This window comes from Bacillus pfraonensis (assembly GCF_050768835.1).
Lineage (GTDB): Bacteria > Bacillota > Bacilli > Bacillales > Bacillaceae_G > Bacillus_A > Bacillus_A pfraonensis.
On record NZ_JAHCDO010000013.1, the window covers coordinates 18,906 to 33,163 of the forward strand.

The 14,258-nt window shown below is 35.9% G+C and carries 17 protein-coding genes and 1 pseudogene; 15 read left to right on the top strand and 3 right to left on the bottom strand.

What is annotated here, in order from left to right:
* The first annotated feature begins 463 nt into the window (after positions 1-463).
* The 7 genes and pseudogenes from cyoE to amiF all read left to right on the top strand — a co-directional run.
* A complete protein-coding gene (gene cyoE / locus KFD70_RS13810) occupies positions 464-1,387 on the top strand; it encodes a heme o synthase (protein ID WP_336452090.1) in 924 nt (307 codons plus the stop codon).
* 96 nt (positions 1,388-1,483) lie between these two features.
* Positions 1,484-2,533, top strand: coding sequence for a cytochrome c oxidase subunit II (gene coxB, locus KFD70_RS13815; protein ID WP_336452089.1), 1,050 nt, complete (start codon positions 1,484-1,486; stop codon positions 2,531-2,533).
* Positions 2,534-2,593: 60 nt separating this feature from the next.
* Positions 2,594-4,429 (top strand): cytochrome c oxidase subunit I, encoded by a 1,836-nt coding sequence (gene ctaD / locus KFD70_RS13820; protein WP_336452215.1) that lies wholly within the window; start codon positions 2,594-2,596, stop codon positions 4,427-4,429.
* The gene (gene ctaE / locus KFD70_RS13825) at positions 4,429-5,052 is read left to right on the top strand and encodes a cytochrome c oxidase subunit III (protein ID WP_000557899.1); all 624 of its coding nucleotides are present in this window, start codon (positions 4,429-4,431) and stop codon (positions 5,050-5,052) included. Before ctaD ends, ctaE begins: the two co-directional genes overlap by 1 nt.
* A gap of 3 nt (positions 5,053-5,055) precedes the next feature.
* Positions 5,056-5,394, top strand: a complete 339-nt coding sequence (ctaF, locus tag KFD70_RS13830) for a cytochrome c oxidase subunit IVB (RefSeq protein WP_017151147.1) — start codon at positions 5,056-5,058, stop codon at positions 5,392-5,394.
* Between the two features lie 88 nt (positions 5,395-5,482).
* The gene (gene ctaG / locus KFD70_RS13835; protein WP_336452088.1) at positions 5,483-6,388 is read left to right on the top strand and encodes a cytochrome c oxidase assembly factor CtaG; all 906 of its coding nucleotides are present in this window, start codon (positions 5,483-5,485) and stop codon (positions 6,386-6,388) included.
* Positions 6,389-6,850, top strand: a pseudogene (gene amiF, locus KFD70_RS13840) (formamidase); the annotation flags it as partial.
* A gap of 45 nt (positions 6,851-6,895) precedes the next feature.
* Here the strand turns inward: amiF and KFD70_RS13845 are convergent.
* On the bottom strand, positions 6,896-7,261 hold the full coding sequence (locus tag KFD70_RS13845; RefSeq protein WP_336452087.1) for a YugN family protein: 366 nt from the start codon (positions 7,259-7,261) through the stop codon (positions 6,896-6,898).
* 201 nt (positions 7,262-7,462) lie between these two features.
* On the opposite strand from KFD70_RS13845, the gene KFD70_RS13850 reads away from it, so the two are divergent.
* The 6 genes from KFD70_RS13850 to KFD70_RS13875 all read left to right on the top strand — a co-directional run bounded on the left by KFD70_RS13850 (position 7,463) and on the right by KFD70_RS13875 (position 10,887).
* Positions 7,463-8,500: a CAP domain-containing protein gene (locus KFD70_RS13850; protein ID WP_336452086.1), complete on the top strand. Its 1,038-nt coding sequence runs from the start codon at positions 7,463-7,465 to the stop codon at positions 8,498-8,500.
* Between the two features lie 89 nt (positions 8,501-8,589).
* Entirely contained in the window at positions 8,590-9,003 is a 414-nt protein-coding gene (locus KFD70_RS13855; protein WP_336452085.1) for a YlbD family protein, read from the top strand.
* 12 nt (positions 9,004-9,015) lie between these two features.
* Positions 9,016-9,261 carry a YlbE-like family protein gene (locus KFD70_RS13860; protein WP_336452084.1) on the top strand — a complete coding sequence of 82 codons (246 nt, stop codon included), beginning with the start codon at positions 9,016-9,018 and terminating at the stop codon, positions 9,259-9,261.
* 77 nt (positions 9,262-9,338) lie between these two features.
* Positions 9,339-9,911, top strand: a complete 573-nt coding sequence (locus tag KFD70_RS13865) for a histidine phosphatase family protein (protein ID WP_336452083.1) — start codon at positions 9,339-9,341, stop codon at positions 9,909-9,911.
* A 119-nt stretch (positions 9,912-10,030) separates the two neighbouring features.
* Complete coding sequence (locus KFD70_RS13870) at positions 10,031-10,483, top strand: YlbF/YmcA family competence regulator (protein WP_336452082.1); 453 nt, start codon at positions 10,031-10,033, stop codon at positions 10,481-10,483.
* Positions 10,484-10,620: 137 nt separating this feature from the next.
* A complete protein-coding gene (locus tag KFD70_RS13875; RefSeq protein ID WP_026049165.1) occupies positions 10,621-10,887 on the top strand; it encodes a YlbG family protein in 267 nt (88 codons plus the stop codon).
* 71 nt (positions 10,888-10,958) lie between these two features.
* Here KFD70_RS13875 and KFD70_RS13880 read toward each other — a convergent pair whose 3' ends face one another.
* Positions 10,959-11,348, bottom strand: a complete 390-nt coding sequence (locus KFD70_RS13880) for a DUF7147 family protein (RefSeq protein ID WP_336452081.1) — start codon at positions 11,346-11,348, stop codon at positions 10,959-10,961.
* Between the two features lie 567 nt (positions 11,349-11,915).
* On the opposite strand from KFD70_RS13880, the gene rsmD reads away from it, so the two are divergent.
* Together rsmD and coaD are read left to right on the top strand one after the other, a co-directional pair.
* Positions 11,916-12,482, top strand: a complete 567-nt coding sequence (rsmD, locus tag KFD70_RS13885; protein ID WP_336452080.1) for a 16S rRNA (guanine(966)-N(2))-methyltransferase RsmD — start codon at positions 11,916-11,918, stop codon at positions 12,480-12,482.
* Entirely contained in the window at positions 12,479-12,970 is a 492-nt protein-coding gene (gene coaD, locus KFD70_RS13890; protein ID WP_017151158.1) for a pantetheine-phosphate adenylyltransferase, read from the top strand. Before rsmD ends, coaD begins: the two co-directional genes overlap by 4 nt.
* Here the strand turns inward: coaD and ylbJ are convergent.
* On the bottom strand, positions 12,962-14,194 hold the full coding sequence (ylbJ, locus tag KFD70_RS13895) for a sporulation integral membrane protein YlbJ (RefSeq protein WP_336452079.1): 1,233 nt from the start codon (positions 14,192-14,194) through the stop codon (positions 12,962-12,964). The genes coaD and ylbJ overlap by 9 nt on opposite strands.
* Between the last annotated feature and the right edge of the window lie 64 nt (positions 14,195-14,258).

Here is a 14,258-nt window from a genome sequence, read left to right on the forward strand (position 1 = left end):
AAGTTATTGCGAAATATTTTCATTCCATCAATTTTATAGAACAAAACGCGCTACAGTCCTATGATATATAAAAAATAATAAAATAGCAAAGGAATGGGTGGATTGATAAAGTGCTTGCAAAAAACAAAAGAACGGAATAAAAAACACCTATTTTAGGGCGAAATACTTCTATTATAAAAAGAAATAGGGCCAAATATGACAAAATAGTTTATTATAGAAGATAATCTCATGTTATGATAGGGAGTAATAGGAGAAACTTTTTTGTTGTTCGACACAAAAAGTTCATGTTTTCTTCACAAATTGTTCGGGAAATATGATTTAATATATTCGAGTATGAGCGTAGATTAGTAGTAGAGTGAGAAAACACCATTTCTACTGTAATAATATTGCTATATAGAAGCGTATTACTTTCTTTAGTAAAGACGCGAAAGAAGGATGAAAGTTTTAAGAGGGGGTTGAAATGATGAACCATGCAACAAGTGAGCTGCATGATGAGTCAGCTATAACAGATGTACCGGAAACAACACGTGTACAAGATTTATTAGCGCTCGTTAAGATGGGGATTGTAAACTCAAATACACTTACGGTGTTTACAGGGTTTTGGTTGGCTTTACACTTTAATGGATTAAATGCTACGAACCATTTGGATAAAATGTTCTTTACAATTGTCGGCTCGGCTTTAATTATGGCAGGATCATGTAGCTTGAATAATTATATTGATCGGGATATCGATCACTTAATGGAACGGACAAAAAATCGTCCGACAGTAACAGGAAAATATAAACCTGGGTTTGCCTTAACATTAGGTATTACTTTATTGCTTCTTGGTTTTGTATTCTTGTTATTTACAACACCAATGGCAGCAATTATAGGTTTTATTGGTGCTTTCACATATGTTGTTTTATATTCACTATGGACAAAACGAGCATATACACTAAATACAGTAGTAGGTAGTGTATCTGGAGCAGTTCCACCTTTAATTGGCTGGGCAGCAATTGATCCTAGTTTAGGTCATCCGATTGCTTGGATGCTATTTTTAATTATGTTTATTTGGCAAATCCCACATTTCCTCGCGTTAGCGATGAAACGTGTTGATGAATATCGAAATGCAGGTATTCCAATGCTTCCTGTTGTACATGGATTTGATATTACAAAACGTCAAATCATGATTTGGACAGTATGTTTATTACCACTACCATTTTATATGAGTGGACTGGGAGTAACATTCATGGTAATTGCAACATTGCTTAACATTGGATGGATCGTATTAGGATTCTATGGATTCCGTAAGAAGGATGACATAAAATGGTCCATACAAATGTTTGTCTACTCCTTGAATTACTTGACAATCTTATTTGTGTCAATGATTGTAGTTACATTCTTCTAAGACAACGACATGAGGGGATTTCTTTACGTTGAGATTTACTTTACTTACTATAAATAAAGTACAATCTAATTCACAAAGAAAGTGGGGGTTGTTTGTATGAAGAAACAGTGGCGACTGCTTTCATTCGTTTCACTGCTGGCTTTACTGTTAGGGGGATGCGGTAAAGCCTTTCAATCTACTTTAATTCCGCAAGGTGAAGTAGCAAAAATGCAATATGATTTACTCTTGTTAGCAAGTGCGATTATGGTAGGCGTTGTACTTGTAGTTACTATTATTTTCTTGTATGTAATTGTGCGTTTCCGACAAAAGAAGGGTCAAGAGGATTATATCCCGAAGCAGGTTGAAGGAAATCACAAACTAGAGATTATATGGACAGTCATTCCGATTATTCTTTTGCTAATATTGGCTGTTCCGACTGTTACATATACATTCAAACTTGCTGATGTAAGTGCGATGGAGAAAAAGAATATTGATAAAGATACAATCGTTGTTGATGTAACAGCGAATCTTTATTGGTGGGAATTTTCTTATAAATCAGAAAAGATAGTGACTTCGCAAGACTTAGTTATCCCCACAGGTAAAAAAGTGTATTTGAATCTGAAAGGTGCTGATATTAAACATTCATTTTGGGTTCCATCTTTAGCTGGAAAAATGGATACGAATACAGATAATGTCAACAAAATGTGGTTAAAGGCAGATAAGTCAGGCACTTATAATGGTTTTTGTACAGAATTTTGTGGCCCATCACATTCTTTAATGCAATTTAAAGTAAAAGCTGTTGATGAAAGCGAGTACAAAACTTGGATTGCAGATATGAAGAAACTTGATGGTAAGAAAGAAGTAGCTTCCACAAAAGAACAAGAAGGTAAAGAAATATTCAACAAAAGCTGTATCGGTTGTCATGCAACTGGATCAAATGATAGTAGACCACCTTCTGCACGTATCGCACCAAACCTAGCAAATTTTGCTGATCGCGATATGGTTGCCGGCATTGCTGAAAATAATGAAGAAAACCTAAAAAAATGGCTAAAGGATCCTGAAAATATGAAGCCAGGAAATAAAATGACTGGTAAATATGGCAACTTAACGGACGACGAAGTAGAGGCATTAAATGCATATTTGAAAACGTTAAAAGTTGAGAAGTAAAGAGGGATTATTTGCGAAGGGGAGGTTGAAAACGTGAGTTCTGTAGCAAAAAAACAGGGGATGGGTGCTGTTATATGGGATTATTTGACGACAGTAGACCATAAAAAGATTGCCATTCTCTATTTAATTGCAGGTGGATTATTTTTTATCATTGGCGGAATAGAAGCATTATTTATCCGTCTTCAATTAGCCATTCCGAATAATGCTTTTCTTGTTGGGGATGCTTATAATCAAGTATTAACAATGCACGGTACAACAATGATTTTCCTCGCAGCTATGCCGCTCGTGTTTGCATTTATGAACGCTGCTGTGCCACTTCAAATTGGGGCACGCGATGTGGCGTTTCCATTTTTAAATTCACTTGGATTTTGGTTGTTTTTCTTTGGTGGAGTATTTTTAAACTTAAGTTGGTTTTTAGGAGGAGCACCTGATGCAGGGTGGACATCTTATGCATCGTTATCTCTTGCTTCTGAAGGTCATGGTGTTGACTTTTATGTACTAGGATTACAAATATCGGGTATAGGTACACTGATTGGTGGTATTAACTTCCTTGTAACAATTATTAATATGCGTGCACCTGGAATGACATATATGCGTATGCCGATGTTTACATGGACAACATTTGTAACGTCTTCACTTATTTTATTTGCTTTTCCTCCATTAACAGTTGGATTGGCACTACTTATGTTAGATCGTTTATTTGGTACAAGTTTCTTTAACCCAGCTTTAGGTGGTAATACGATTATATGGGAGCATTTATTCTGGATTTTTGGTCACCCAGAAGTGTACATTCTTATACTCCCAGCTTTCGGAATATTCTCAGAAATTTTCGCTACATTTTCTAAAAAACGACTATTTGGTTACTCATCTATGGTATTTGCAACAGTGTTGATTGGATTTTTAGGATTCATGGTATGGGCGCATCACATGTTCACAGTTGGTCTTGGTCCTGTTGCAAATGCTATTTTTTCAGTTGCAACAATGGCAATTGCAGTTCCGACCGGTATTAAAATATTTAACTGGCTCTTTACAATGTGGGGCGGGAGTATCAGGTTTACAACGCCAATGATGTGGGCGGTTGCTTTTATTCCATCATTCGTAATGGGTGGTGTAACAGGAGTCATGCTTGCCTCGGCTCCGGCTGACTATCAATTCCACGATAACTATTTCGTTGTGGCGCATTTTCACTACGTAATCGTTGGTGGGGTAGTGTTCGGATTACTAGCAGGTGCACATTATTATTGGCCGCTTATGTTTAACAGAGTATTAAATGAAACACTAGGGAAAATTACATTTTGGTTGTTCTTTATTGGTTTCCATTTAACATTCTTTATCCAACATTTCCTTGGGTTAATTGGTATGCCACGTCGCTACTTTACGTATTTACCAGGACAAGGGTTAGAAACGGGGAACTTAATTAGTTCAATTGGTGCTATATTTATGGGACTTGGAACGATTGTTCTTCTATTCAATGTTGTGAAAACATCATTATCTAAAGAAAAAGCGGGACGTGATCCATGGGATGGTCGTACTTTAGAATGGACAATGCCAGCCCCAACACCAGAATATAATTTTAAGCAATTACCATTCGTTCGAGGATTGGATCCGTTTTGGATTGAGAAACGTGAAGGAAATAAAGAAATGACACCGGCAGAGCCTGTTAGTGACATTCATATGCCTAACCCTTCATTTTCACCATTTGTTATATCTCTTGGATTATTTATAGCGGCATTTGGTGCAATGTATATGCAAGGTGGAAAAGATAAGTTTTGGCTCTTGGTTGCAATTATTGGACTTATCATTACGTTTGGTGCAATGTTCTTACGTTCAGTAATTGATGACCATGGTTATCATATTCATAAAGAAGACTTAGATGATAAGGGGGGCACAGCGTAATGCATGTAGAGGAAAAATTAACAAATGAAACATTTCCAGCAGAACCTGAAAAAGCAACCCTTGAGGGAAAAAATAAGTTTGTTGGATTTTGGTTATTTCTTGGAGGCGAAACAGTATTGTTCGCTTCCTTATTTGGCACATATTTAGCGCTGAAAAATTCTACAAACGGCGGCCCCACTTCTCAAGAAATGTTTCAAATGCCACTTGTTTTTATTATGACGATGCTTTTGTTAACAAGTAGTTTAACAAGCGTATATGCGATGTATCATATGAAGAACTTTAACTTTAAGCAAATGCAGCTTTGGTTAATTGTTACAGTACTATTAGGATTGGGATTTTTAGGATTTGAGATTTATGAATTTTATCATTATACACACGAATTCAAGCATACGATGAGAAGTAGTGCATTTGGTTCAGCGTTTTACGCACTTGTTGGAACTCATGGATTGCACGTATTGTTTGGATTGTTATGGATCTTAACATTAGTTTTTCGGAATGCGAAGCGGGGACTGAATTTATATAATGCCCCAAAGTTTTACGTTGCATCTATTTACTGGCACTTTATTGATGTAGTTTGGGTGTTTATTTTCACTGTAGTATATTTGATGGGAATGGTGGGATAAACAATGGCGATAAAGCAAACAAACACAAGTAACTCAAAGGTAGATCTCGTTTATCGTAGAAAAAAAAGTGCAGAAGAAATGAGACATCAAGTGATTACATTTGGTTTAATGATTTTCTTAACGATTGTAGCTTTTGTGGCGGTCGCTTATCCGAAAACATTTAGTCCTCTTTTCTCGGTACCATTTATTCTACTGTTAGCTGTTGTGCAAGTAATATTTCAATTGTACTATTTCATGCACATGAGTCATAAAGGACATGAAGCAGCAGCTTTTTTCCTATATTCGGGATTATTAGTAGGATTGTTAACAATTTTAGCTTTTATGACGATTGTCTGGGTTTAAAAAAGTAAAGAATAGGGAGCTTGAAGTTATCTTCGCTCCCTTTTTCCTATGAGGGTAAGGAGTTCATATTGAAAGGGTGGGTGTAAAAGTGAGCAACTTATGGATATTTGGTTTTCAAGCTTTATGGAGCCCGATCTTTTTACTGTTTATGGTTTCTGTCCTTATCTGTTACTTTCTTATTATCGGGCCATATAGGAATCGGTTCGAAAATGCAGAAAAGGTAAACAAAATGCAGATATTTTATTTTACGGCAGGAATAATCCTTCTATATATTGTGAAGGGGGGACCTGTTGATTTACTTGGGCATATTATATTCAGTGCACATATGTTTGAGATGGCGGTGATGTATATCGCAGTACCTCCGCTATTACTATTAGGAATACCGATTTGGTTATATCAATATATTACATCCTTTAAGGTTGTTCAAATTATATTAATGCTGTTTACAAAACCGCTTATTGCGCTGTTTGTATTCAATGGTTTATTTTCTTTTTATCATTTACCAGTAGTTTTTGATACTGTAAAACAAAGTCAAATTGCACACCCTATCTTCCTTGCGGTTCTATTTTTTACAGCAATCATGATGTGGTGGCCGATGCTAAATCCATTACCAGAGTATCAAACGTTAAGTGAAATAAAGAAAATAGGGTATATGTTTGCAAATGGTGTATTATTAACACCAGCTTGTGCATTAATCATTTTTGCAAGTGAATCATTGTTTGCTACATATACAGATCCCAGTGCCTGGATGAAAGCGATGGAGCTTTGCGTGCCTGCAGGGACACTAACTGACTTAAATATAACCGGACCAGAGTTTTTACATTGGATGCCAATTGTACAAGATCAACAAACAGGTGGTATCATTATGAAAATTGTCCAGGAAATAGTGTACGGTATGATTATTGGTTATGTATTTTTTAAATGGGCACGTAGAGAGCGCAAAAAAGATGAGGAGCAACTACAGGCAGTGCCTCCATATTTGCAAACGAAATAAAAAGGTGCGAACGTCCTAATTCGTATCTCTGGATATAGCACACAAGTGAGTGAGCAATGGATGTTAACGAATCGTTCGAATACATGGTAAAATTTGATGTATACATTATCTGTAAATTTAGCAGGATATGATGGCGTGTTTTATTACTTTAGCGAAGGGCAAGTGTGTAATTTTGATGGCACTACATTAGTACAAGGGCACTGAAATCCGTGGGAGATTGTTACTGCAGAAGTGTATACGGAATTAGCAGATCAAGCTAGATTAGGATGGGGGCTTGAAAATAATATTTACAATTTAGGGCCTAGAGGTTATGTAGCTACGCCAGGAGGGGTAAAAGAAAACTCATACACATTTGTAAAAGATTTAACAGAAGGCAAGTATAAAGTTCCGTGGGAAGATAAGATTAAAGTAAAAGACGGGTCTATATATGGGTATCCAGTTAAAAAGACAATTCATTCTTAATTTGTAAACAAAACAGGCGTGTCCATATAGACACGCCTGTTTTGTTTATTCAATAACTTGAAATTCCTTTAGCTCTTTTTCAATGTTTTGCAGAAGTTGTTCGCTTTTTTGAAGTACGTTTGTAGGGAAATTTTCATTTTCTCCATATTCAACACCATGTGGATAATAATGTTTTCCTAACAATGGAGGAAGTAATTTCACTTGTGCATGTCGCCCTCCGATTTCTCCTTCTACAGCAAGTCCTTGTACCCGTAAATAGTATACATCCTTTAATATTTCAAATTTATAGTCGTATGTAACTCGCTCATAATCCCATTGCCCAGCAAGTACAAAATGTTGATTTTGCATGACCTCCGTTAATAATGTGAAATCAACTACTGCACCTATAATTTTTGAATTTGTAAATTGCATGGAATCCCTCCTTATTTTTATTTGATACCCTTTAATTTTATAATAGTATGAATAATGAGAAATCGCAATTCGTATTGAGAGAAAAGGGGGAATCACGGCTTTTTTCATAAAAATATGATATAGTGAAAATAGTATAGTACACAAAAGAGAAAAAATATTTGTGTATATCTCAATTTTATGTTTGACCAGGAGGTATATTGTTTGAAGAAATTATTACGTATCGTAATGATTACGGTTTTTATTTTAGCAATTGATTTGTACGGGAAATTACTCGTTTCACAATATATATTACAGCCATCTCATTCTAAGCAGGAACATAAGATTGTTAAGAAAAAGAAACAGATAAATGAAGGATTCCCAGAGACAATTTCCCAATTAATAGGGGGAGATTCAGAAAGTTTATTAGCAAAATGGGGTGAGCCAGCTCGAATTGAACCTTCGGCGTATGGTTACGAGTGGTGGATTTATAATCAGGATTTGTCAAAATATGTACAGTTTGGTGTTGCAGAACATAAAATTGTAACAGCTTATGCTGCCGGGGATCAACTGGATGTAGCACCATTTCGTATGAATGAAAAATATGAGGAGACGTATAAAAAAAATCCATTCTCACATGAAATTTCTTTGAAAGAAGGAAGGAACAGCTATCAATTTGAATTATCTGATGCTGAAATTGCAGAACAACCACTTGTTTCGATAGAAGAAGATAGTTGGGCGCAGTTATATTTTGACAGATTCACACATGAACTTGTTGGAATTCGGTATATGGATGACGAGGTATTGCTTCGACAACGACCGTATCAGCTTGTTTATTCTGGAGAATTAGGGGCGGAACAACCAATCACTCCAGAAAAGATGACACAAATAGAACAGGGGAATATGCAACAAATTCTAGATTTGACTAATATTATTCGTAGTCGTCATCAATTACCACTATTAACATGGGATCAACAAACAGCTGAAGTGGCTTTTGGACATAGTAAAGATATGAAAGAAAATAATTATTTTTCACATGATTCACCCAAATTCGGGACTTTAGGAGATCGATTACAACGCGGTCAAGTTGCATTTCAACTTGCAGGTGAAAATATAGCAGCGCAGCATACTGATGGCATCGCTGCAGTACAAGGATGGCTGAATAGTGAAGGGCATCGGAAAAATTTGTTAAATGAACAATTTACTGGACTAGGTGTTGGAGTCTTTGATAAATTTTATACGCAAAATTTCATTAGAAAATAGGGGAAGGTGCATGAATCGTTTAAAAATAGGCGAACCATGCGCCTTTTTTTTCTTACAATATAGTAGATACATCTGAAGAGGTGAGGATTATGACAAAAACAAAAGGACCATTACATCCTTCTGTTCAACAATTTAAAGAGTTTGTAAACCATCACCCTAAAATGGTTCATGAAGTTCGAAATGGTCAAAAAACATGGCAACAATTTTATGAGGAATGGTATTTACTTGGAGAGCAAGATGAAATGTGGAAGGTCTATAAAGCAGATGGTGAAGCACTTTCTTCTCCAGCACAAGAAAATAATGATGAAAAAGCTGCTGATTTGATGGGGCAAATGCTTTCTTTTTTTAAAAAATTAGATGCAGAGCAAATGCAGCAACATCTAGCTAATGTAACAAGTGCGATAGGGAGTGTACAACAGGTTATTCAGCAATTTCAAGGAAATCGTACACGACCTGAGCAAAGAACTTCTGAAAATAATCCATTTTTCTTTCGGAAAGATTAGGAGGAAAAGAGGATGAGGGCAGAGCTTATGGAATTTATAAAGTCTGATAAAGATTTAGAGCGCTATATTCGTGAACAACCCCACTGGTATCGAAAGTTATCCCGTAATCCGGAAGAAAAAGAGGCATTTGAATTAGCTGCCTTACAGTATTATAAAAAGACAATCCCAGATAAAGTTGCAAAATTTCAAAATCAATTGGCGGTTGCTTCTATTATGATTGACATGTTTCAATATATGAAGCAGCAAAATGCAACGTAATTGGCAGGAAAAACTATGTCCGTCATACGAAACTTTTGATACAATAGAAACGGATTATTGAAAAAAGGAGTTATAGCATGACGGAAATTTGTTTAGTACGACATGGACAAACTGATTGGAATTTTCAAGAGATTATTCAAGGGCTTGAAGATATTCCGCTTAATGAAGTTGGGAAAAAGCAAGCGAGTCAAAGTGCAGCTGCACTAAAATTGGAAACGTGGGATGTAATTATTAGCAGTCCTTTAATTAGAGCACAGGAAACAGCACAGGCAATTAGCGATGCTGTTGGGATACAGTCCATTCTTCTTGATGAACGTTTTGTTGAACGGAATTTTGGAGAGGCTTCAGGAAAACCAGTTCCTACAGTTAGAGAACTTATTGCAGAGGGAAATGTAGAGGGTATGGAGACAGATGAAGAGATTGTAAATCGTTGCTTTGCTGCATTGCAGGATGTTGCACAAGTACATGAAGGTAAGCGCATTATTATTGTTGCACATTCACATGCGATAAAAGCAATTTTACACGCAATTTTACCTGATGAAATTACATTTAAAACGCCACTGAAAAATGCATGTATTAGTTATGTAAAAGAGGAGAATGGAAGCTGGGACGTACTACGATATAATATCGCAGAGCATATTTGTGTATAAGAAATGATGATGGGTGAGTGTTTTCGGCAATAGAAATTTTCAATTTGTATGTAGATGTGATACTCAAATTAGTAGTTCTGCTTTAAATGTGTTATGATGGGTACTCGGAGGTGTCTCTCATGATTGTAGCGACGCTTGAAAGCGTAATGATATTAGAAGCGGCAGAACAGCTTGCAAAAGCGATTGTCTGTTCAGATATAGCAGAGAGTTATCGTGAATGTTATAAGGCGTTACAGGAAGATTTGGAGGCTCAAACATTAATTGGTCAATTTACAGTAATGAAAGAGCGATATGAAGAAGTGCAACGCTTTGGAAAATACCATCCTGATTATACTTTCGTTTCGAAAAATATGCGGGAATTAAAACGTTCTGTAGACTTGCATGAAAAGATAGCTGCTTTTAAAAAAGCAGAAAACGCTTTGCAAAAATTATTAGATGAAGTCAGTGTAGCAATTGGTTCAGAAGTATCATCTGCTATTAAAGTTCCTACTGGAAATCCGTTTTTTGATGCAGGTGGATGCGGAGGCGGTTGTGGCTCTGGTGGAAGTTGTGGTTGTAAAAAAACGGGGTGATATGCCCCGTTTTTTAGAATATGAAAGAAACCGTATACAGAACTCATTCTACAACGTACTATAATTTCACAAATTTCTGATTAATGTTTATAAGATACAATAATATGAGTATATAAAAGGAGAAGATGGAGAAAATTATGTTCGGGCAACGACAAAGTATGATTGTTTATTTACATTCATTGAAACATGCCAAGATTTTAAGGAAATATGGTAATATACATTACATATCAAAGCGTTTGAAATATGCAGTCGTATATTGTGATATGGAACAAATAGAGCATATGATGCAAAAACTAAATAAACTTCCTTTTGTGAAAAAAATTGAGCAATCATATCGCCCGTTTCTTAAAACGGAATTTGAGAATTCACGTCCGGATCGCGCGAAAGAATACGACTATAGTTAAAGAGAAAGGCCCCCACTAATTTTGGTGGGGGTTTCTTTATATTAATAAAAATACAATGAGTATAAAAACTGTTACTGCATTGGGGGAATGAAATGATTCATTCGTAAAATGCCAATAAGGTGATTAAAATATAATTCTTTTTCTGGAAAAATTGTAGAAGGTTTTACTGTAAAGGAAGTAATCTTTTTCCCGATTTGTTCAGCTGTTTCTTCGAATAAGACGATTCGTTTACTTTTTGAATCCTCAAGTATAGGAATCCCTTCACGGCATATGTATAGCGGTTGGAAGTCACCAACTGTGGTCGGTTTAAGAACAACAACTAGTGAGCATACTTTTTTATCGTTTTTTAAGGTTTCGAATTGTAACATATGTGAGACACGATCTTTATTTGTATTTGCAATCTCAAGTAATTCATATAAATCGGAGTAGCCTTCTCCTAGTTCAATAAAACGTTGAATCATATTATTTCCTCCTCTTTCTTTTACTGTATCATTTCATTTTTAAAATGAAAAGCAGGCAAAGAAAAAAACCCTGCAAAGCAGGGCCCTTCTTATACTAGTATGTACTAGTAAGAAGGCAAAGGGAGAGGAGAAACCGGAGGAAGAACTTATGGGGAAACGTAAGTCTTCTCCGCGGTTGGCAACAACATCGAAGGTGATGTTGTTATATTTATTTATGTCCAATCTAAATGAAGATATACATAATGAATTTAAAATTTATCGTAGGCTTTTTATTTTTCTTTCTTTTATTTTATGATAGGATAAAAAAGATAAAGTGAACCTTGTGTTAGTAGAGAGGGTTATACTCGCAAATAGCGAGATGAATATACATATGGAACACTGAAAAGTTATCATGCAATTGATGGCTTTTTAAAGAAATAAATTATTTTTCCTTTTGATAGGCAGCGAATTCGATTACTCTTTAATGGGAAAATATATAGAAAACAGTGGAATTTGATAGCGATTACGGGAGCGGATATGCGTTTGTAATAATCGCTCGATAGATTGAAATAAAGGTAGTGACAGCGAATGAGAGTAGTTTCTGGAAAATGTAAAGGGCATCCGCTTAAGGCTGTGCCAGGTAATACAACGCGACCGACAACAGATAAAGTAAAAGAAGCCATCTTTAATATGATTGGTCCTTATTTTGAAGGAGGGATTGCTCTCGATTTGTTTGGAGGTAGCGGAGGGCTTGGAATTGAAGCACTTAGCAGAGGGATTGACAAAGTAATTTTTGTTGATCGAGATAATAAAGCGGTGAAGGTGATTCATCAAAATTTAGAAAGTTGCAGAGTACATAATCAAGCTGAAGTGTACAGAAATGATGCAGAGCGTGCTGTAAAGGCACTGATTAAACGTGAATTATCATTTGACCTTATACTGCTGGATCCACCATACAAAGACCAAAAAATCATTTCATTAATTAGTGTTATAGATCAACATGGATTATTGAATAAAGATGGATTGATTATGGCAGAACATGGGGACGATGTAATCTTACCTGAGACAATTGGGGGACTTGTAAAGGTAAGAGCAGAAAATTATGGTATTACGGCAATTTCGATTTATAAGTATGAAGGTGAGGGGACCGAATGACAAGTATAGCAATTTCTTCAGGGAGTTTTGATCCAATAACTCTTGGGCATTTGGATATTATTAAAAGGGGCGCAAAGGTGTTTGACGAAGTATATGTTGTCGTTTTAAATAATTCTTCTAAAAAACCGTTCTTTTCAGTCGAAGAGCGCCTAGAGTTAATTCGAGAAGCAACAAAAGATATTCCAAACGTAAAAGTTGATTCACACAGTGGACTGTTAGTTGAATATGCAAAAATGCGTAATGCAAACGCAATTTTGCGTGGTTTACGTGCAGTTTCTGATTTTGAATATGAGATGCAAATTACATCGATGAATCGTAAGTTGGATGAAAATATTGAAACCTTTTTTATTATGACGAATAATCAATATTCATTTTTAAGTTCGAGCATTGTGAAGGAAGTGGCTCGCTATGGTGGAAATGTAGCTGGTCTCGTTCCTCCTATTGTTGAGCGCGCTTTAAAAGAAAAGTTTCAAACCCCGTTAAGATGAACGGGGTTTTTCTTTGTTTATTATGCGCAAGAATAATAAAATAACATATAGATATAAACAAAGTAGTGTAAAGGCGGGACCGTAGTCAAGCAATAATTCCCAAGCTTTCGTTAGAATAGAAGAATGGTTTAATAAAAATACAGGAATATCTTGTTGATTCGGTGAAAAAGAATGTAAATTTTCATAAAGTGGTACCCAAAATATAAAAGTGTAAATTGGGGCTAGAATGCTTTGGATAATCCTTGCAAAAAAATATGGTTTAAAGCGAATATCAGTTTCGGCTAAAATACTGGCTACCTGAGCTTGAATAGAAAGGCCGCTGAATGCCAAAATAAAGCTCGTTACCATTGCTTGTTCAAGAATTGTAGTCTGATTGGTTTGGCTAATCATTTGGCTACCTAGTGTCATTTCAAAAAGTCCTGATAAGATGGGAATGCTAAAGTGTGGCGATAGTTGGAAGAAAGTTAAAATGTTTTGCATAATAAAAGCTAGTGCTGCCGTGAGTTGGAAGACAGTAATCATTTTATTTAAAACGGAGAATAAAATAATAAATCCACCAATCATGAGTAAAGTTTGAATAGAGGAGATAATCGCATCACCAAGTATTTTTCCGATTGGTCTGTTTTCTTGTAAACGTGTTTCGTGGAGAATTGAAAATGCGTGTTGTAAGGGACGTTTTTGAGTGGATTGTTTTTCTTTTATGTAAGTATTGTTATTACCATAAAAACGCATAAGTAATCCGACAGTAAAGTTGCTAACATAATGTGCAACAGCTAGTATGAAACCTAATTTTGGATTATTAAAAAAGCCAATAGAAATAGCTCCAAAAATAAATAATGGATTAGAAGAGTTTGTAAACGATACGAGTCGTTCTGCTTCGATTTGTGTTAACTGATTACTTTGGCGAAGTCTCGCGCTTAATTTGGCGCCTGAAGGAAAACCGGAGGCCATTCCCATTGCCCAGACAAAGCCGCCGATACCAGGTACACGAAAGAGCGGACGCATAAGCGGCTCTAATATAACACCAATAAACTTTACAACACCTATACTAATTAAAAGCTCCGCAACGATAAAAAAAGGTAGTAGCGAAGGAAAGACAACTTCCCACCATATATTTAACCCGCGAATAGAAGATTGCAAAGCGGCTTGGGGGTGAAGTACGAGAGAAAATGTTAGAAAGAGCATCGTTATGGTGAGAAAAGCTGTTTTCCATTTTTCATACATTTTAACGTAACCCCCTTTGTCCCAAAAACGTTCATTTCAGTATACGTGGATACATGGTGAGTTT

What these genes read in the sequence shown, in the direction of transcription:
- cyoE (WP_336452090.1), top strand. Translation starts at nt 464, where the DNA reads ATGAACCATGCAACAAGTGAGCTGCATGATGAGTCAGCTATAACAGAT.
- coxB (WP_336452089.1), top strand. Translation starts at nt 1,484, where the DNA reads ATGAAGAAACAGTGGCGACTGCTTTCATTCGTTTCACTGCTGGCTTTA.
- ctaD (WP_336452215.1), top strand. Translation starts at nt 2,594, where the DNA reads ATGGGTGCTGTTATATGGGATTATTTGACGACAGTAGACCATAAAAAG.
- ctaE (WP_000557899.1), top strand. Translation starts at nt 4,429, where the DNA reads ATGCATGTAGAGGAAAAATTAACAAATGAAACATTTCCAGCAGAACCT.
- ctaF (WP_017151147.1), top strand. Translation starts at nt 5,056, where the DNA reads ATGGCGATAAAGCAAACAAACACAAGTAACTCAAAGGTAGATCTCGTT.
- KFD70_RS13845 (WP_336452087.1), bottom strand. Translation starts at nt 7,261, where the DNA reads ATGCAATTTACAAATTCAAAAATTATAGGTGCAGTAGTTGATTTCACA.
- KFD70_RS13855 (WP_336452085.1), top strand. Translation starts at nt 8,590, where the DNA reads ATGACAAAAACAAAAGGACCATTACATCCTTCTGTTCAACAATTTAAA.
- KFD70_RS13860 (WP_336452084.1), top strand. Translation starts at nt 9,016, where the DNA reads ATGAGGGCAGAGCTTATGGAATTTATAAAGTCTGATAAAGATTTAGAG.
- KFD70_RS13865 (WP_336452083.1), top strand. Translation starts at nt 9,339, where the DNA reads ATGACGGAAATTTGTTTAGTACGACATGGACAAACTGATTGGAATTTT.
- KFD70_RS13870 (WP_336452082.1), top strand. Translation starts at nt 10,031, where the DNA reads ATGATTGTAGCGACGCTTGAAAGCGTAATGATATTAGAAGCGGCAGAA.
- KFD70_RS13875 (WP_026049165.1), top strand. Translation starts at nt 10,621, where the DNA reads ATGTTCGGGCAACGACAAAGTATGATTGTTTATTTACATTCATTGAAA.
- KFD70_RS13880 (WP_336452081.1), bottom strand. Translation starts at nt 11,348, where the DNA reads ATGATTCAACGTTTTATTGAACTAGGAGAAGGCTACTCCGATTTATAT.
- rsmD (WP_336452080.1), top strand. Translation starts at nt 11,916, where the DNA reads ATGAGAGTAGTTTCTGGAAAATGTAAAGGGCATCCGCTTAAGGCTGTG.
- coaD (WP_017151158.1), top strand. Translation starts at nt 12,479, where the DNA reads ATGACAAGTATAGCAATTTCTTCAGGGAGTTTTGATCCAATAACTCTT.
- ylbJ (WP_336452079.1), bottom strand. Translation starts at nt 14,194, where the DNA reads ATGTATGAAAAATGGAAAACAGCTTTTCTCACCATAACGATGCTCTTT.